The organism is Staphylococcus agnetis, assembly GCF_011466855.1.
GTDB lineage: Bacteria > Bacillota > Bacilli > Staphylococcales > Staphylococcaceae > Staphylococcus > Staphylococcus agnetis.
In genome coordinates, this window is sequence record NZ_CP045927.1 from 145848 (window position 1) to 166321 (window position 20474).

Sequence of the window (20474 nt, forward strand, 5' to 3'; positions counted from 1 at the left end):
CATCTTTTAAATGGTTCCCTTACAACGCCTTAAAAACGTATCAGAAGATTGAATCTTTAGCTTTTATATACTATAATTCATATTTGTAAACTAAGGATTAGGGATGGAGCGATATGACAACTAAAGTATTAGACTTAATAGGACATACACCGCTAGTGCGTTTGTCACATTATAGTACGAATGATGTACACATATATGCGAAATTGGAAATGTTTAATCCAGGTGGGAGTATTAAAGATCGATTAGGAAAGCACTTCATTGAACAGGCGTTAAACAAAGGTGATTTAAAAAAGGGAGGCACAGTGGTCGAAGCAACAGCTGGGAATACGGGTATAGGATTATTAATGGCTGCGAAACCATACGGCATTCAATGTGTGATTTTCGCACCTGAAGGGTTTGCTGAAGAGAAAATGACTGTGATGCGCGCATTAGGTGCAACGATTTATCGCACACCAAATAAAGATGGAATGACCGGTGCAAGACAAGCAGCACAAGCTTATGCCATAGAACATGATGCGTTTTATACGAATCAATTTGAAACGATAGAAAACCCTAAAGCATACCAACACACATTAGCATCAGAAATTTTAAATGATCTACCAAATATCGATTATTTCGTCGCAGGTGCAGGGTCAGGTGGAACTTTTTCGGGAGTGGCAGAGCGCTTTGTTTCTCAAGGAATTCGATGTGTAGTAGTAGAACCACAAGGCTCTATTTTGAGTGGTCAAGAAAAAGGCAAACATGATACAGAAGGCATTGGTGTTGAAGTGTGGCCCACATTTTTGGAACAACCATGGATTGATAAAGTCGAAGTCGTATCAGACGCATCAGCATTTCAACATGTGAAAGACTTGGCACGTTATGAAGGGCTACTTGTCGGTAGTTCATCAGGTGCGGCATTAGAAGGGGCGCTTCAAACCGCACAACGCATTCAAAAGGGAAATATCGTTGTTGTCTTCCCTGATGGTAGTGATCGTTATATGTCGAAAAATATATTTACATATGGAGGAATGGAAAATGAATAAAAAAACGTTATTAATTCACGGTGGTCAGACGACAGATCCTTATACAGGTGCGGTGACTACACCGATTTATCAAACAAGTACGTACGAACAAGATGCCATCGGTGCGTTACGACAAGGCTATGAATATTCACGCTCTGCGAATCCAACACGAACGTCACTGGAGTCAGTGATTGCAGCACTTGAACATGGAACGCATGGGTTTGCGTTTGGTTCAGGGATGGCAGCAATTAGTGCGGTAGTCATGCTATTAGACCAAGGTGACCATATTATTGTGGGGTCTGACGTATATGGGGGTACGTATCGCGTCATGACGAAAGTGTTTAACCGTTACGGCATTACGTTTGATTTTGTGAATACGACAAATATTGATGACGTGGAAGCTAAAATTAAAGATAATACAAAAATGTTGTTTATTGAAACACCATCGAATCCGTTATTACGCGTGACGGATATTGAAGCTGTCAGTCAACTTGGGAAACAATATAACTTAATTACTGTGGTTGATAATACCTTTATGACGCCGTACTATCAAACGCCACTAACACTTGGTGCAGATATCGTGGTACACTCGGCTACCAAATATTTAGGTGGTCACAGTGATGTTGTTGCGGGGCTTGTCGTAGTGAATGATGCGACACTTGCGGAACGAATTGGTTTCATTCAAAATTCAACAGGAGGCGTACTCGGCCCACAGGACAGTTATTTACTCGTTCGTGGGATGAAAACATTAGGATTACGTTTAGAACAAATTGAACGTAACGCTCTAGCTATTGTGGAAATGTTAAAACAACACGACAATGTAGCGAAGATTTATCATCCAAGTATAGAAGGTCACTTGAACAGAGACATTCATCAAAAACAAGCAGACGGAATGCCAGGTATCGTGTCGTTTGAAGTGAAGGATGTGGAAACTGCTAAAAAACTAGTAACGCAAACACAATACTTTACATTAGCTGAAAGTCTAGGGGCTGTTGAAAGTTTAATTTCAGTGCCAAGCCTAATGACGCATGCATCGATTCCAGCAGAAGTGCGTGCGAAAGAAGGCATTGCCGATGGCCTGGTTCGATTATCACTTGGAATTGAAGATACTGCTGACTTAGTAGCAGATTTAAAGCAAGCGCTAGATGCCTAAGTAGGATGCATATTATAAATAAAAAACACCGCCTTCAATATTCTGTTATAAAGGAATGTTGAAGGCGTTTTTGTATATGTAAGATAGTGATGTTGGTCAACGCAAGGGTATGAATGATTACAAAATAGTTACTGGAGATGACTTAATAAGAGGTGTGATATCTTAAATATTCTGTAATATTTCAATTGTTACAAGATATGCTTAATTTATGTCTAAAGAAAATGCCGTTAAACCCTTTAAAAATATAAATCGAAGTGGCAACACTCATTTCAAACGTAAATTAGGTGGGAATATTTGTAATAAGAATGTTATATAACGGATATATGTTTTTCGCAAAGGTCTGTGTATAATAAATTTGTATATCAGTAAAAGTAAACTTATTTCACTATTTAGGAGGGGAAGCGCGTGCGTAAAAAAATAATCGCAGCGGTGATTGGGACATCGGCTGTATCTGCTATCGCTGCACACGATGCTGATGCTGCAACGTATCGTGTACAAGCTGGCGATTCGTTATGGTCTATTGCCAATCAATTTAACATTACTATCGCTCAACTTAAGTCTTACAATGGTTTAACTTCAAATTTAATTTTCCCAGATCAAGTTTTAAAAGTTTCAGGTGGCAGAACGTCATCTAACACATCTCGAGTAACGAATACTGGCGGTTCAAGTTCAGGTTCTACGTACACGGTACGTAGCGGGGATACACTTTCTTCAATTGCAGCACGTTACGGTACATCTTATACGAACATTATGCGTTTAAATGGTTTAACAAGTACTTTGATTTACCCGGGTCAAACGCTAAAAGTAAGTGGTAGAGCCTCTGTGCCAACGCCAACGCGTACACCACGTACGCCATCGCGTCCAGCATCAACATCAACGGGTACGGCACAAACGTATACAGTTCAAGCGGGGGATTCATTGTCTTCAATTGCAGCGCGTTATGGCACAACGTATCAAAACATTATGGCATTGAATGGTTTAACGTCATTCTTAATTTTCCCAGGACAAACATTAAAAGTAAGTGGTTCAGCATCAACGCCTTCTACACCAAGCCAACCATCGACACCTGGCTATTATTCTCCAGTATTTAATCATTCAAATTTATACGACTGGGGTCAATGTACTTGGCACGTGTTTAATAAACGTTTGGCAGCTGGTAAAGGCATCAGCACGTATTGGTGGAATGCGAACGCTTGGGATGACAATGCCGCACGTGATGGCTATACAATCAACAATCGTCCAGCAGTGGGTTCAATTTTACAAACAGATATTGGCTACTATGGTCACGTTGCATACGTTGAGCGCGTGAACGCAGACGGCAGTATTTTAGTTTCAGAAATGAACTATAGTGCAAGCCCAGGTATTCTCACATATCGTACGATTCCTGCTTATAGCGTAGCACAATTTAAATATATTCATTAATTGATCACTATCATGGTGAGTCTCAACGACGTGGATGTTTCTACGTTAGAAGGACTCATCGTTTTTTTGCGTTTCATTTTAAACTGCACGCGGGACCATATACGCCTACATGTTTGGTTGGTGTGTATCTCTACGAAATTAATATTTAAAACAGTAATATACTAAAACAGCCTTCAAAATTCTTAGTGTGAATTTTGAAGGCTTTAAGCGCATGTTGTATTTAAGATGCTTTAATTGTTTTATAACGTTCTAATGATGATTTTAATTGGCGACCTAATGAGAGTAGTGACCAAGCCTTGGCAATACTACTTTTTGCACCGAATGTAAGATAAAAATCAAGCAACATATCGCCAACCCCAATACCTAACGATAAATAGCTTAATTGTTTATTTTTGTTTTTAAAGTTCGATTCATTGTATGAGTCAATGGCAACAGTTGCACTTGAAAGTACGAATGAAACGGCACTTAATGTTGAATTATCTTTTTTAGACATAATCATTCTCCTTACGCTAACATAGTCTTTGTAATAGTATAACATTTCAAAATGGAATGTCATCTGTAACGGAAATCCGTCTCTAGTAGTATACCCACATACATCCAATTTATGATGGTAAAATGAATGATATTTTCATATCATTTTGTTAGAATAAATCACATAATAATAAGGGAATGTTTTTATAACAACTTAATATTATAAAGAGAACAAGGAGTATCAAAAAATGAAAAACATCTCAAAAACTTTATTAGCAACTGGGTTATCTGTGACAATGTTAGTAGGGGCGGGGGCTGTGAGTCAAGGTTCGGATACCGCACATGCTGCGACGTCACAACCTCAAACACCTTATTATACGTATAATGGACAATTTAATATACCGAATAATAACGCTTTAGAAGATAAAAACTTTTATGCTGGTTTAAAGGCCGATCAATTTATATTTAATGGATTAAAAGTGGGTCAATCTACGAAAGCGGATGTCTTTAAAGCGTTAGGTTCTGATTTCAAAAAATATTATGGAAAAAAAGACTTAACGTTCTTTGAAAAAAACGGTGTCATTGTTGGTTTTGATCACAACAATAAATTAGTAAATCTTACATTACGTATTAATCATATTAAAAATAGTACGACATCGATTGAACATCATGTAAAAAAAGGTGAAGTGTACAATACTAAAACAACTGAAGTGGCATTTTATCCTGGTAATTCAATCGTTATTAAAGCGAAATAACGCTTATTTAGTATATATAAATAAATACGTCTTAGAGTTAAAAATAGCCTTCAAATTTTATCGAGTGATAAATTTTGAAGGCTATTCGTTTGGTTTGAGAGGTACTTATTCAATATAACGTGCGAGATGTTTTGCGGTGACTGAGTTTTGAATATGAAAGAGGTCTTGTGGAGGACCACTATATAAAATATGTCCGCCTTTCGTTCCAGCCCCCGGCCCCACATCAATGAGCCAATCCGCTTGAGTCATCATTGTTAAATTGTGTTCAATCAGAATGACTGTATTGCCGTCTTTGATCAATTGTTCAAATCGAGACTGTAAAATTGGGATATCGTCTTCATGTAAGCCAGTTGTAGGTTCGTCAAAAATAAACACGTGATTGGACATTTTTTCTGTTAAATAACGGCTTAATTTAACCCGCTGCATTTCACCGCCCGAAAGTGTATCTAATGATTGACCTAGCGTCATGTAATAAAGGCCTGTAGATTGTAGGGCTTTAAGGCGAGACGCGATTGTTGGTTCTTTTTCAAACAGGGTGATAGCTTCCTCGACCGTTAGAGCTAAAACATCCGCAATTGACTTACCTTCCACTTTGGCATCTAAGACCTCTTGCTTATAGCGTGTCCCACCGCACACTTCACATACTTGTGAAAAATCTGGCATAAATGCGAGTTCGGTTTTGAGCACGCCTTTACCATTACAGTTGGGACATGCACCTTCTGAATTATAACTCAACATGCCTTTTTTAAGACCCGTTGCTTTACTAAAAAAGTCGCGTACTTCATCAAAGACATCCATATAGGTGAGTAGGTTCGACCGGTTAGACGCATGTACAGGCTTTTGATCAATAAATATGGCATTCGGCTCTCTTTCAAACCCAGCTTTGATTAAAGAGCTTTTACCAGAACCTGCGACACCAGTGAGCACCGTGAGCGCCTGCTTCGGTATTTTAACTGAGACGTCATTTAAATTATTACGTGAGATGTGATTTAACGTATACCAATTCTTGTAATGGGTCGGTGTATGCGTTTTTAATTGATGATGGCGTGTTAATGCACGTCCTGTGTCAGTATCTGATTTTAATAAGTCACGATATGTGCCTTCAAAGGTAACATTGCCACCATTTTTGCCAGCGCCCGGTCCGATGTCTATGACATGATCAGCGATTTTAATAACATCGGGATCATGTTCAACGATGATGACACTGTTGCCTTTGTCACGTATGTTTAACATAATTTGATTGATCTTTTCAATGTCTTCAGGGTGCAATCCAACACTTGGCTCATCAATGATATAGACTAAATCGGTAAGCGGGCTATTTAAATGACGAATCAGTTTGATGCGCTGGGATTCACCCCCTGAAAGGGTTGTCGTTTCACGCCCAAGTGTTAAATAATTCAATCCAATATCATTGAGCGCTTCAAGTTGTGTCAATAAAGGTTGGATGATAAATGCAGCTTTATCGCTTTGAATCGTTTTTAAAAATGGAATGGTTTCTTCTATGGTTAATGCAGTAAATTCTGAGATGTTCATACCATTGATTTTACAACGAAGTACCTTCTGATTTAGCCGTTGTCCGTTACAAGTAGGACATTGATGTGTGGTGACAACACGTTGTATGTCTTTTAAAAACCGTTTCTTCTCAAAATTGTCATTGATTAAAAATGAGCGTCGGAACCGATGGATTAAACCTTCGAACTTGGCTGTTTTTGGCCAGTTGGAAGGGGGATTTTTAAGTGTAGTCGGTTCTGTATATAAGAAAGTGTGCATTTCTTCTTCTGTATAATCTTTTAATTTTTTGTCGTTATCAAAAAGACCTGAATAGCGATAACGTTTTCCTCGCCAGCTGTCCGGTTTAAATGATGGGAAGTTAATCGCGCCTTCATTGAGCGATTTTTCATAATCTAATAACTCGTTTAAATCAATGTCTTCAACATAGCCTAATCCTTGGCAAGTTTCACACATTCCATTTGGGTTATTAAAGGAAAAGACATCCGAATAACCTACAAATGGTTCGCCAATCCGTGACCATAATAAGCGAACGGAGGCATAAATGTCAGAAATCGTTCCCACGGTTGATCGTGAATTACCGCCAAGTCGCTTTTGATTAATAATCATGGCTACGGGCAAGTTTTCTATTTGGTCTACATCTGGTTTATCATAGTGTGTTAATTGATGTTGGATGTAGCTTGAGTACGTTTCGTTTAATAAGCGCTCAGATTCAGCCGCAATGGTACTAAAAATGAGAGAGGATTTACCTGACCCTGAGCGACCGGTAACGACTGTGAGTTGATGTTTTGGAATCGCTACGTGAATATTTTTTAAATTGTTTTGACGTGCGCCGCGTATGTGTATATGCGTCATGACATTCACCTCCATGTTCTTTTACCCTAATGGCGTCATCTCATGTACGGCTATTAAATGAAATCGGTAATCGGTGATGATTGTGAATGAGCCAAGCAGTAATCGCAGCAGTTATTGGTATACATATGGCGATGGCAATACCACCAAGAACGATGGTTATCAGTTCTTGGACGAATAGTTTGGCATTAATGAGATGCCCAAAGTGATAGTGTAAATTAAAAAACCAGAATACGAGTGTCATTGAACCACCAATAAAAGCTAAATAAATGGTATTGGCAGAAGTTGCCAAAATTTCACGGCCAACACGCATTCCAGATTCAAATAATGCGCGTGAAGAAAGTGATGGATTTGTTTCATGAAGTTCATACATTGGTGAACTGATGGTAATGGCTAAGTCAATTACTGCCGCAATCACTGCAAGAATTACGACGAAAATCATGAATTGTTCCATATCAATACCGATATTCATTGAAAAAATATACGTCTCATCTTGTTCTTCTTGGGTGAAACCTTGTAGATGTCCGAAATGAATTGATAAATATATCGCTGCAAGCATAATAACGGTTGTGACAATGCTTGCGATAAACGCTGCGAAAGTTTTAATGTTAAAACTATTGAGTGCGAATAAGTTAATCGCTGCTACGATAATACAAAAAATCAGCGTTACGATATAAATGGGTATACCAAAAATCATCATTATAATTGCGATGACGAGCAATATAAAATTTAAAAATAATGTACCGAAAGCGATAGCGCCCGATTTACCGCCAAAAATCAACATTAATACAAATAAAATCAGCGCTAAAACGACGACTGCGTTCATGTGCGGTCACCTCTTTCCCAAAAATGCCAAAGTTGCATCAATGCAATGGTGATTGGAATGGTTAACACTATGCCGATGCCACCTGTAATCGCACGTGCGATTTCTAAAGACCAGTTCATGGAAATACTGTAGGTGAGTGTATTCGCATTTTTTAAATATAGAAGCAGTAATGGGAGACCGCCCGCTAAATATGAAAATAGCAATATGTTCGTCATGGTCCCCATAATATCACTACCAATATTACGTCCTGCTAAAATCCAGCGTTTACGTGAAATATGTGGGGAACGTTGCATAATTTCATACATACCACTCGATATCGTAATGGCAACATCCATGACGGCTCCGAGTGATCCTACCATCACAGATGCTAAAAAGATGACATGGGGTGGCAAAGTTAAAAAACTCATCGTTTCATATTTAATACCTTCTGCGTGCGTCAACATAATCACTACCCACGACAAACCGACCGAAAGCCAGGTACCGAGTAACGTACTAATGATTGTTACTATAGTACGTTTCGTCCATCCAATAACGAGCCAAAGTGTTATCGCGGTTGCGATGAGTACAGCAATACTCATGAGCATAAATAAATTAAGGTGAGTATATGCATTATAGAGTGCGATTGCTGATAATATTGCTATCGTATTTAATACAATTGATAAAATGGATTGTACACCAACGCGGTGGCCTACAATTAATAATGCGATGGCAAATACACTCATTAACGTTGCGACAAGCGTATCCCGTTTTTTCTCTTGTATATAATGATCGTGTGCGTGTTTGCCGAGATGGATCAATACTTTGTCTCCGGGGTGATACGCTTGTTCTTCCGTTTTAGATTGATTGTAAGGGTGATGGACGGTAATCGTTTTTCCTTCATCCTTTGTGTTCAGTAATTTAATATGTAGTGTATCTGTATATTTAATATCTTTATTTTTATGTTCATCGATTGACGTTTCTTTATGATGTTTGACGACTTCAGTGACTTTTCCAATTGGAGTCGAATAAAAGCGTGCGTTAAAACATGTGAATACAATGACAGCTATTGCCAAAATCACTGTAATCAATAACGTCAACAAAAATGAGCGATGCGATTGAAATCGTGTCATAAATGTCTCCTTTTAATGATAAGTTGCATGTTGTTGTAAATGTGAGATAAGCATGTTAATCATTTTTAAGTGGTCCGTATGTGCATAGTCTTTACGATATACGAGTGACACCGTCTTACGCATATCGGTATGTGATAATGAGATTTTAGACCATTGATGTGTATGACTATATAGATTTATATAAGATGGTGCAACGACAAAGCCTTTTTCACGTTGTAAGATAAAGCGTGCGAATTGTGTTACTTTACACTGATAAACGGGATGTATTGCATGGGCGTGTAGATAGGTTTTAAAGTCTTCGGATACGGGTTCATGAATGTAAAGTTGATGCTTTAAAATATGTGACATCGGTGGATTCGGGACGGTCATTAATGGATGATGTGGTGGACCGTATAAAACGTATGTTTCTTCAAATAGTGGGTGGTGCTCAAATTGCGCATCTGCAATCCCTTCATTGGTGATGGCAATATCAATTTCATTGCTGGCTAAGGCCGTTTTAATGTCTTGTGCTTTAAGTAAGGTAGGAATGATGGAGATTGCCATCTCAGTTTCAATTTTATCTAACACTTGCGGTAAAATTTGGCCAACGGCACCATCTATATATCCCAACATCACGGTGCTTGAACGGACTTCTTGTTGCATTTGAAAATAGTCTAACGTTTGATCCACTTGTTCTAAAATAGGACGCGCAACATTAAGTAGATGTTTCCCTTCTGTCGTTAAATATACATTGCGCCCTTTACGGTGAAATAAAGCAGTACCTAATTCACTTTCTAAATTACTAATGTGACGGCTAATGGCTGATTGCGCGACATTCAATTCTAAAGCGGCTTCAGATATATGTTCTCTTTTAGCAACTTCTACAAAATACTTTAATTGTTTTAGTTCCAACGTTCTCCCCCCATTTATGTCCATATTATCTCAAAATGAGATAGATTTCATCTCAATTATATATTGATGTGATAAATGAGTATCTATATAGTTGATTGTATTACTGAAGAGAGGTGTCAGAAATGTCTAACAATTTATCGTATGCTCAAAATGGACTCTATGATGCGCGTGAAGAGCATGACGCGTGTGGCATTGGCTTTTATGCCAATATGGATAATAAACGTTCGCACCATATTGTGGAAAAATCATTAGAAATGCTACGTCGACTAGATCATCGTGGAGGCATTGGTGCAGACGGTATTACTGGTGACGGTGCTGGCATAATGACTGAAATTCCTTATGCGTATTTTAAGTCGGTGGTGGCACTGGATTTACCCCAAGAAGGGGATTATGCGGTGGGTATGTATTTCGCTAACGAAGACATTTCTCAATCTAAGCACCACCCTAAAATTGCTCGTATTTTTGAAGCGGAAGGGTTGGCGCTTCTCGGTTACCGAGACGTTCCGGTAGATGTAACTTGCCTGGCACCACACGTTGCCAAAACGATGCCTACCATTCAACAACTGTTCGTGGTCAATCGCTCAGCGAAACATTTTGATCGTGCACTTTATCTCGCGCGTAAACAAATTGAACATTATAGTAGTAAAGAAAAATTAGGCATCTATTTTACGAGTTTGTCTCGACGTACCATTGTATATAAAGGATGGCTGCGTTCAGATCAAATTAAAGCCTTATATGTCGACTTACAACAAGCGGCGTATGTTTCAAAATTCGGATCAGTACATTCACGTTTTAGTACGAATACGTTTCCGAGCTGGGAGCGGGCACATCCGAATCGTTTGTTAATGCATAATGGGGAAATTAATACAATTCAAGGTAACGTGAATTGGATGCGTGCCCGTCAAAAACGTTTAATTCAAACGGTATTTGGTACAGATGCGCATAAAGTGCATCGCATCTTGGATGAATCGGGCAGTGACTCGGCCATCGTTGATAATGCGCTTGAATTTTTAAGTTTAGCGATGCCGCCAGAACAAGCAGCGATGTTGCTTATTCCAGAGCCATGGTTGTACAACGAGAGCAATGATCCCAATGTGCGTGCCTTTTATGAATTTTATAGTTATCTCATGGAACCGTGGGATGGACCGACGATGATTTCGTTTTGTGATGGGGATAAACTCGGTGCGTTAACAGACCGAAATGGCTTGCGTCCAGGTCGTTATACGATTACAACAAATAACGAAATTATTTTTTCATCTGAAGTGGGTGTCGTAGATGTTGATGAGACAGAAGTGGCGTATAAAGGGCAATTAAACCCAGGGAAATTATTGCTCGTTGATTTTAATGAACATCAAGTCATCGGAAACGAAGCGTTGAAACAAACCATTGCATCGCAACAACCCTACGCGCAATGGTTATCAGATGAACGTATTAATCTCGATATAGACCACATCCCATATCAAGGGTTAAATGTGTCTGATGAAACGGTATTTCAAATGCAACAACGCTTTGGTTACACGAAAGAAGATATTGATAAATATTTAACTGAGTTAATAACGGGTGGAAAAGACCCGATTGGTGCTATGGGGTATGATGCGCCACTTGCTGTATTAAATGAACAACCGGAATCGCTATTTAATTACTTTAAGCAACTGTTTGCGCAAGTAACCAATCCGCCTATTGATGCCTACCGTGAAAAAATCGTCACGAGTGAGCTCACATATTTAGGTGGGGAAGGCAATGTACTTAAACCAGGACCAGATGCACTGAAGCGGGTGCAATTAAAACACCCTGTGTTAACAGAACATCAATTGCAACATATTGCATCACATGCGTTAAAAACGGCTTATTTTTCAACGGGATACACAGAAAACTTAAAAGAGGCGTTAAACAATTTGGGGAAAGCTGTGATTGAAGCAGTACAACAAGGGGTAGAAGTCGTCGTTTTAGAAGACAAATCTGTGAGCGAGGCAACGCAATTTGCGATGCCAATGTTACTTGCGGTTAGTCATATTCATCAATTACTTATCCGCCATGACCTTCGTATGCAAACCAGTATCGTTGCGATGTCTGGGGAAATGCGTGAAGTTCACCATTTAGCTTGTCTTGTAGGCTACGGAGCCAATGCAGTCGTACCGTATTTAGCGCAAAAAACCGTTGCCGATTTAACTGAAAATAAACGTATACAAGGGGACGTTGCGTCTAATGTGGCGCAACTGAATACGATTTTTTCAGAAGGACTTATAAAAGTGATGGCGAAAATGGGGATCTCCACGGTACAAAGTTATCATGGGGCACAAATTTTTGAAGCGGTTGGTTTAGGAGACGATGTAATTGAACATTATTTCCCAGGAACACCGTCTAAACTGTCGGGCATTTCATTAGCGACATTGGATGTTGAAAATAAACGCCGTCAAACCATTGACCAGCCTTATTTACAACCGGGTAGTACATTCCAATGGCGCCAACAAGGGCAATATCACACATTTAATCCAATGACCATCCAGTTATTACAACATGCGTGTCGCGACAATGACTATGAAAAGTTTAAGCAGTTTTCAGAAGTTGCGAATCATCATACGGCAAGTCATTTGCGAGACTTGTTTGATTTCAAAACGCAATCAAGTATTCATATAGATAAAGTTGAGTCTGTGGAAGCCATTGTTAAACGTTTTAAAACAGGGGCGATGAGTTATGGTTCGATTTCTCAAGAGGCACATCAAACTTTAGCAGAAGCGATGAACCGTCTTGGTGGGAAAAGTAACAGTGGAGAAGGTGGCGAAGCACTTGAACGTTATAAGGTGTCCGAAGATGGGGCGGACTATAAAAGTGCGATTAAACAAGTGGCATCAGGTCGCTTTGGTGTGACCAGTCATTATTTACAACATGCTAAAGAAATTCAAATTAAAGTTGCACAAGGCGCTAAACCAGGCGAAGGGGGACAACTTCCGGGGACAAAAGTATATCCTTGGATTGCTGAAGTAAGGGGATCAACACCAGGTATTGGCTTAATTTCACCCCCACCACATCATGATATTTATTCTATTGAAGACTTAGCTCAGTTGATTCATGATTTAAAAAATGTGAATCGCCAAGCCGACATTACGGTAAAACTCGTATCAAAATCAGGGGTAGGTACGATTGCCGCAGGTGTGGCGAAAGCTTTTGCAGATAAAATAGTGATTTCTGGATACGATGGAGGTACAGGAGCTTCCCCTAAAACGAGTATTCAACATGCTGGATTACCATGGGAATTAGGATTGGCAGAAACGCATCAAACACTGATGCTCAATGGATTGCGTTCACGCGTACGCCTTGAGACAGATGGTAAGTTACTCACAGGCCGTGATGTAGCCTATGCTGCTGCTTTAGGTGCAGAAGAGTTCGGTTTTGCGACAGCACCACTCGTAGTACTAGGTTGTATTATGATGCGTGTATGTCATAAAGATACGTGTCCTGTCGGTATCGCAACACAAAATGGAGATTTACGCGCACTGTTTACAGGCAAAGCAGATCATGTGGTTCATTACATGCACTTTGTGGCGCAAGAATTACGTGAAATTTTAGCGGAACTCGGTTTACGTTCAGTAGATGAACTTGTGGGTCGAACGGATTTATTAACACCATCTTATAAAGCGCGTAAGCATCCAAAAGCGCGTGAACTGAATTTAAATGCATTACTACATCAAAATGAAGGGGAGCGTACGAAGTCTATCGAGCAACAACACGGTCTAGAGCATGGATTTGATCTTACTGAACTTTTACCTGCAACGCATCAAGCGATTGAGCGTGGTGTACCTTTTAGCGGTACGTTCACAATAGGTAATGAACAACGTAATGTCGGTGTCATTACAGGGAGTGAGATCACACAACAACACGGTTTAAAAGGGCTTGAACCTAATACGATAAACGTGTATACAACAGGTCATGCGGGTCAAAGCTTAGGTGCATGGATTCCGCAAGGGCTTACGTTACATCACACCGGAGATGCAAACGATTATGTCGGTAAAGGTCTATCTGGTGGACAAATCGTCGTGAATGCGCCTAATGAAGCACGCGAACGTGACATTATCGTTGGTAACGTATGTTTTTATGGCGCAACGAGCGGAAGTGCATATATTAACGGCCGTGCAGGTGAACGTTTTTGTATCCGTAATAGTGGCGTGAATGTTGTGGTCGAAGGTGTTGGAGATCACGGATTAGAATATATGACTGGTGGACGTGTTGTGATATTAGGAGACGTCGGTAGAAACTTCGGCCAAGGGATGAGCGGTGGTGTGAGCTACATTTTCCCTTCAGATGTTGAGGCGTTTAAAGCGGCACATGCGTTAAATACATTAGATTTTGATGCTGTAACGGATGCTAAAGAAGCCGAAATGTTGAAGCAAATGTTAGCCAATCATGTAACGTATACACAAAGTACAAAAGCGCAACGTATTTTAGAAAATTTTGAGGCACAGCTCGCAAATTGTATTAAAGTGATTCCGAAAGATTATAAACGTATGATGCAAAAGATTTATCATTATGAACAAAATCAAGGCCGTCAAGAAGCCTTGTTGTCGGCGTTTAATGATCAATCTGATCTCGCTGTATCAAGTTTAGATACGACGATTTCGGTTTACTAAAGGAGGTCTAATAATGGGTGAATTTAAAGGATTTATGAAATATCCAAAACGAAAGCTTGATGAGTTGCCTTTGACGGACCGAATTGCGAATTTTGAACCGTATCAGTCTCGATTCACAAATGGGGATGCACAACAACAAGGGGCACGATGTATGGACTGTGGCACACCGTTCTGTCAAACTGGTGTTCAAATTGAACGTGAAACGCTCGGTTGTCCGCTAGGCAATTATATACCTGAATGGAATGATTTAGTATATCGCGGTGATTTCAAAACGGCGTTTGAGCGCTTGTCAGAAACAAACAACTTTCCAGATTTTACTGGCTATGTATGTCCTGCACCTTGTGAAGCCTCATGTGTGATGAAAATCAATCGAGATGCTGTGGCCATAAAGGGGATCGAACGTACCATTATAGATGAAGCTTTTGAAAATGATTGGGTTAAACCACGCATGCCTCACGCACGTATTGACCAAAAAGTTGCCATTATTGGGAGTGGTCCTGCTGGATTGGCAGCGGCTGAAGAATTAAATGCGTTAGGATATTCGGTAGATATCTTTGAAAAACAAGCACAACCAGGGGGCTTATTGACATATGGCATCCCCAATATGAAATTGGGTAAAGATGTTGTATTTCGACGCATTGATTTGATGAAAGAAGCGGGCATTCATTTTTATTGTAATGTAGAAATTGGTAAGGATATGACAAAAGAGGAATTAGATCGTACGTATGATGCCATTGTTGTATGTACAGGTGCTGAAAAACCACGGAACTTACCTTTAGAAGGCCGTATGGGGTTAGGGATTCATTTTGCGATGGATTATTTAACTGAACAGACCCAATTGTTACTTGGGGAAACGTCACAACAAACCATTTCTGCTAAAGGGAAAAATGTGGTCGTTATTGGTGATGGCGATACCGGTGCGGACTGTGTTGCCACGGCGTTGCGTGATGGGTGTAAATCTGTCGTTCAATTTAATCGTAAAGCCAAAAAGCCTGAGCGTTTTGAAATGAACTATAGTTGGCCATTTCCTGAACCTGTTTTGAAAAAAGATTATGCGCATCAAGAATATGAAGCGAAATTTGGGGTGGAACCAAGAGCTTATGGAATTCAAACGATGCGATTTGACATTGATGATATGTTTCATGTACGTGGCATTTATGCGCAAGTACAACGAGATCAAGCAGATGGCTCGCTTGTGGGAGATGACCGTGAGATTTTAATCCCAGCGGACCTTGTGTTATTGGCGATAGGTTTTGAAGGGGTAACGTCTCAAATTACCCAAGCGCTTGACCTTAAAGTGAATCGTCAAAAGATTGTTGCGAATACGCAAGATTATAAAACGAATCAAGCTAAATATTTCGCGGCTGGTGATGCACGTCGTGGCCAAAGTTTAGTCGTTTGGGCAATTAAAGAAGGGCGTGAAGTCGCTGTTTCAGTTCATGAACATCTCAAGCGCAAAACTTTTGTTTAATTTTTGTAAAATTTTTGTTGACATTGTGTGCGGGCTATAATATTATATTTTATGTGCTCGTAACACGGAGGAATACCCAAGTCCGGCTGAAGGGATCGGTCTTGAAAACCGACAGGGGCTTAACGGCTCGCGGGGGTTCGAATCCCTCTTCCTCCGCCATTATAAGTAAAATCCAAGACTAATAGATATAAAAGCCAAATGTTTAACGCGATTTGAACATTTGGCTTTTTTACGTTGTTGAAAAATGTGTGATTGAAGACGCATTTAAAACGAACCCAATGTAAAAAAGGTGACTTTGCTATGAGCTAAAACAAAAGTGTTTAAATGAACAAAGTATAAAAAAGTAGTTTAATCAAAAATGACGTCGTTCATTATGCCTAATTGATGTGCTAAGTATGAGGGGTGTTATTTATTTTATGGACATTTGCATAAAGATTTATGAAAGCCTTTACAAAACTTGTCTATACAACATATAATTTGTATAGACAAGTCGAAAAAGAGGGAGTGTATGGGATGGCTGTAAAAGTATCAGATGTGCGTGACATTATCGATGCCATTGGTGGTAAAGCCAATTTACAAACCGCTACACATTGTGTGACACGCTTACGCTTAGTATTAGAAGATGATAGTAAAGTGAACAAAGACAAATTAGCTGCAAATCCGCTTGTGAAAGGTCAATTTAAGGCAGATAATCAATACCAAATCGTTATTGGTCCAGGCACTGTAGATGAAGCATACAAAGTGTTAGTTAATGAAACAGGAACTACAGAAGCGTCGAAAGATGAAGCTAAAGCGATGGCTGCGAAAAAGGGGAACCCAATCCAGCGCTTAATCAAATTGTTAGGTGATATTTTTATACCGATTTTGCCTGCGATTGTAACAGCAGGTTTACTGTTAGGGATTAACAACGTTTTGACGATGCCATTGATTAATAAATCGCCGTCTATCGTCGAACGTGTACCGCAAATTGCTGATTTCGCGAATATCATTAATGTCATTGCGACAACTGCGTTTATTTTCTTACCGGCACTTGTCGGTTGGAGTGCGATGCGCGTATTCGGTGGGAATCCAGTGCTCGGGCTTGTACTGGGGCTCGTATTGATGCACCCACAATTAGTATCTCAATATGATATCGGGAAAGTCGATAAAATTCCTACATGGCACATTTTTGGTTTGAAAATTGAACAACTTAATTATCAAGGTCAAGTATTACCCGTATTACTTGCTTCCTATGTGTTAGCTAAAATTGAAAAAGCACTGAATAAAGTGGTGCATGATTCGATTAAATTGTTAGTAGTTGGACCTATAGCGTTACTCGTAACAGGATTTTTAGCCTTTTTAATCATTGGTCCAGTCGCGTTAGTGTTAGGTAAAGGCTTAACAGGCGCAGTGACATTTTTATTCCAAAATGCAGGATGGCTTGGCGGTGCATTTTATGGCTTATTATATGCACCATTAGTCATTACAGGATTACATCATATGTTTTTAGCAGTGGACTTCCAACTGATGGGAAGTAGTGTTGGTGGCACATATTTATGGCCGATTGTGGCTATGTCCAATATCGCACAAGGCTCTGCGGCGTTTGGTGCATGGTATGTCTACAAGAAACGTAAGCTTGAGAAAGAACAAAGTTTGGCTGCAACATCAGGGATTTCAGGGTTCTTAGGTGTGACAGAGCCAGCAATGTTTGGTGTGAACTTACCATTAAAATATCCATTTATTGCGGCGATTTTAACATCTATGTGCGTTGGTGCTTTCATTGGAGCATCTGGTGTCATTGGTAGTGTTGGTGTTGGCGGTGTTCCTGCCATTTTATCCATTAAACAACAGTTTTGGGGAGTATACGCGATAGCAACAGTCGTTTCAATGATTGTCCCTTGTATATTAACAATCGTTTTATCGCGATTTAGTCGTGAAAAAACGAAAAAAATGGTAGATGAAAATCTTTAAGTTTAAGGTGGGATTACATTGGTACAACGAGATTGGAAGAAATCGGTTGTGTATCAAATTTATGTAAAATCTTTTAATGATACAACAGGCAATGGTGAAGGCGATTTACAAGGTATTGTTGAAAAGTTAGATTATCTCGCGTTTTTGGGTGTGGATTATATATGGCTAACGCCGATATACGATTCGCCGATGAACGATAACGGCTATGATATTCGAGATTATTATCAAATTAATAAACATTTTGGTGATGAAGCAGATTTAAAAATGCTCATACAAGAAGCGCATGATCGAAATATTAAAATTATGTTGGATATTGTTGTCAATCATACGTCAACGGAACATCGATGGTTTCAAGAAGCATTGAAGTCTAAATCGAGTCCTTATCGGGATTATTATTTTTTCAAACCTTCAGATGATGGGCCTCCTACCAATTGGGAATCTAAGTTTGGCGGTAATGCTTGGGCGTATGATACGAGTTCTGAAGAATATTACTTACATTTATTTGATGTTACACAAGCGGATTTAAATTGGGATAATCCTAAAGTGCGACAAGAAGTGTTTGATATCGTAAATCATTGGATTGATTTAGGTGTGGATGGTTTTCGTTTTGACGTGATCAACTTAATTTCTAAAGGTGAATTTAAAGATTCTGAAGCGATTGGAAAAGAATTTTATACTGATGGACCCCGGGTGCACGATTATTTACATGAATTAAATCGTAATACTTTTGGAGATAAAGGTTTAATGACAGTGGGGGAAATGTCTTCAACCACGTTAGATCATTGTATTCGGTACACGCGTGAAGACCGTCAAGAACTAAGCAGTGTATTTAACTTTCATCATTTAAAAGTCGATTATAAAAATGGTGAAAAATGGACGGATCAATCATTTGATTTATACCAATTAAAGTCCATCTTAATGGATTGGCAACGTGGCATATATGATGGTGGCGGTTGGAATGCGATATTTTGGTGTAATCATGATCAACCTCGCGTTGTCTCACGTTTTGGTAGCGATGCGGACGAGGTGCTACGACAAAAGAGTGCCAAAACGCTTGCGATAGTACTGCATATGCTGCAAGGAACACCTTATATTTATCAAGGGGAAGAAATCGGTATGACCAACCCACACTTTACATCAATCAAACAATACCGCGATGTGGAGTCTTTAAATGCATATCAAATGATGAAAGATAAGGGAATGGCAGAATCTGACATTTTGACAATTTTAGGTCAGAAATCACGGGATAATTCGAGAACGCCTATGCAATGGGATGCTTCAGCTCATGCAGGATTTACATCGGGCACGCCATGGATAGAAGTGGCACATAATTACCGGACAATTAATGTTGAAGCGGCTTTAGCGGATGAAAATTCCCTCTTTTATACGTACCGAGACCTTATTCGTTTACGACATGATCATGACATTATCACATATGGCAATATCGTACCAAAACACATGTCGCATCCGGCGCTATTTATTTACGAACGTCATTATAAAGGTGATGTATGGCTCATTGTCGCCAATATAACAGGTGATACAGTGACACTACCTGATGATATAAATTTAGATGGTCATATTGTGATACAAAATGGTACGATAAATAAAAATGACGTTGGTGGCTATAGTGCGATTGTAATCGCAAAAGAAAATGAATAAGAGGCGAGGACGACGATGAAACAAAATAAATTCAAACTGATTTACGAAAATATGCGACGCGCAATATTAGAGGGCGATTACCGTTATGGTGAACGATTGCCGTCTGAACATCAGTTGGTAGAAAATTACAACGTGTCACGTGAAACAGTGCGTAAAAGTTTGAATATGCTCGTATCTGAAGGCATGATTCAAAAGATTCGAGGAAAAGGATCTGTCGTCATTTATCAAGGTGTGACAGAGTTTCCGTTTGCGGATTTAATGAGCTTTAAAGAAGTTAAAAAATATATGAATTTACAACATCAAACCGTTGTCCATACGTTCGAGCGCATCGTTGCAAAAGACGTGCCACATGTCAAACAAGCATTGAAAATTTCAATGGACACGCCATTATGGCATTTTATACGTTATCGTCAAGTTGAAGGCGTCACTAAAATTATCGATGAAGACTATGTGCGTGCCGACATGTTTCCTGATTTAACAGAAGTCATCGTCCAAGAATCTCTCTATGATTATATTGAGAATGTGAAAGGATTTGAAATTAGTTTTTCCAGTAAATCCATTACGTTTGAACCATTTGGACAAATAGAGCGTGAAGCGTTTGGGGCGATGGCACCAGAATATACAGCGACAGTACGTGGTATTGTACACCTCAAAGATACGACGAAGTTCCAGTATAATATCTCGAAACATATCGCGACAGAGTTTAAATTTATGGATTTTTCACGCCGTCATAAAATATAGGGTAAGTGGATAGGTGTTCTGTTCAATGGTTTGTCA

General features: G+C 39.4%; 14 protein-coding genes and 1 tRNA gene. 10 read left to right on the forward strand and 5 right to left on the reverse strand.

What is annotated here, in order from left to right; translation table 11 throughout:
* Nucleotides 1–113: 113 nt before the first annotated feature.
* The 3 genes from GJE18_RS00735 to GJE18_RS00745 all read left to right on the forward strand — a co-directional run bounded on the left by GJE18_RS00735 (nt 114) and on the right by GJE18_RS00745 (nt 3579).
* A complete protein-coding gene (locus GJE18_RS00735; protein WP_107368812.1) occupies nt 114–1025 on the forward strand; it encodes a PLP-dependent cysteine synthase family protein in 912 nt (303 codons plus the stop codon).
* A complete protein-coding gene (locus tag GJE18_RS00740; protein WP_107368813.1) occupies nt 1018–2157 on the forward strand; it encodes a bifunctional cystathionine gamma-lyase/homocysteine desulfhydrase in 1140 nt (379 codons plus the stop codon). The genes GJE18_RS00735 and GJE18_RS00740 overlap by 8 nt, the downstream gene beginning before the upstream one ends.
* 405 nt (nt 2158–2562) lie before the next feature.
* The gene (locus tag GJE18_RS00745; protein ID WP_107376464.1) at nt 2563–3579 is read left to right on the forward strand and encodes a LysM peptidoglycan-binding domain-containing protein; all 1017 of its coding nucleotides are present in this window, start codon (nt 2563–2565) and stop codon (nt 3577–3579) included.
* A gap of 220 nt (nt 3580–3799) precedes the next feature.
* Here the strand turns inward: GJE18_RS00745 and GJE18_RS00750 are convergent, their stop codons facing one another.
* On the reverse strand, nt 3800–4072 hold the full coding sequence (locus GJE18_RS00750) for a hypothetical protein (RefSeq protein ID WP_037564939.1): 273 nt from the start codon (nt 4070–4072) through the stop codon (nt 3800–3802).
* 226 nt (nt 4073–4298) lie between these two features.
* Here GJE18_RS00750 and isaB point away from each other — a divergent pair, with 226 nt between their 5' ends.
* A complete protein-coding gene (isaB, locus tag GJE18_RS00755; RefSeq protein WP_060552276.1) occupies nt 4299–4805 on the forward strand; it encodes an immunodominant staphylococcal antigen IsaB family protein in 507 nt (168 codons plus the stop codon).
* Between the two features lie 105 nt (nt 4806–4910).
* Here the strand turns inward: isaB and GJE18_RS00760 are convergent, their stop codons facing one another.
* From GJE18_RS00760 to gltC, 4 genes are read right to left on the reverse strand one after another with little or no spacing between them, the layout of a single operon-like run.
* A complete protein-coding gene (locus GJE18_RS00760) occupies nt 4911–7169 on the reverse strand; it encodes an ATP-binding cassette domain-containing protein (RefSeq protein WP_107368815.1) in 2259 nt (752 codons plus the stop codon).
* Nucleotides 7170–7209: 40 nt separating this feature from the next.
* Nucleotides 7210–7992, reverse strand: a complete 783-nt coding sequence (locus GJE18_RS00765) for a YibE/F family protein (RefSeq protein ID WP_060552278.1) — start codon at nt 7990–7992, stop codon at nt 7210–7212.
* Nucleotides 7989–9101 (reverse strand): YibE/F family protein, encoded by a 1113-nt coding sequence (locus tag GJE18_RS00770; protein ID WP_107368816.1) that lies wholly within the window; start codon nt 9099–9101, stop codon nt 7989–7991. Before GJE18_RS00770 ends, GJE18_RS00765 begins: the two co-directional genes overlap by 4 nt.
* A 12-nt stretch (nt 9102–9113) precedes the next feature.
* The gene (gltC, locus tag GJE18_RS00775; RefSeq protein ID WP_085622527.1) at nt 9114–9992 is read right to left on the reverse strand and encodes a glutamate biosynthesis transcriptional regulator GltC; all 879 of its coding nucleotides are present in this window, start codon (nt 9990–9992) and stop codon (nt 9114–9116) included.
* 122 nt (nt 9993–10114) lie between these two features.
* Between gltC and gltB the strand changes: the two genes are divergently transcribed.
* From gltB to treR, 6 genes are all read left to right on the forward strand, one after another.
* On the forward strand, nt 10115–14617 hold the full coding sequence (gene gltB / locus GJE18_RS00780; protein ID WP_165886064.1) for a glutamate synthase large subunit: 4503 nt from the start codon (nt 10115–10117) through the stop codon (nt 14615–14617).
* A 13-nt stretch (nt 14618–14630) separates the two neighbouring features.
* A complete protein-coding gene (locus GJE18_RS00785; protein ID WP_107368819.1) occupies nt 14631–16088 on the forward strand; it encodes a glutamate synthase subunit beta in 1458 nt (485 codons plus the stop codon).
* 66 nt (nt 16089–16154) lie between these two features.
* A tRNA-Ser gene (locus GJE18_RS00790) sits at nt 16155–16247 on the forward strand.
* A gap of 354 nt (nt 16248–16601) precedes the next feature.
* Nucleotides 16602–18038 (forward strand): PTS system trehalose-specific EIIBC component, encoded by a 1437-nt coding sequence (gene treP / locus GJE18_RS00795; RefSeq protein ID WP_107368822.1) that lies wholly within the window; start codon nt 16602–16604, stop codon nt 18036–18038.
* A gap of 18 nt (nt 18039–18056) precedes the next feature.
* Nucleotides 18057–19697 (forward strand): alpha,alpha-phosphotrehalase, encoded by a 1641-nt coding sequence (treC, locus tag GJE18_RS00800; RefSeq protein ID WP_107368820.1) that lies wholly within the window; start codon nt 18057–18059, stop codon nt 19695–19697.
* A gap of 15 nt (nt 19698–19712) precedes the next feature.
* Entirely contained in the window at nt 19713–20438 is a 726-nt protein-coding gene (gene treR, locus GJE18_RS00805) for a trehalose operon repressor (protein WP_085622535.1), read from the forward strand.
* Nucleotides 20439–20474: the final 36 nt, after the last annotated feature.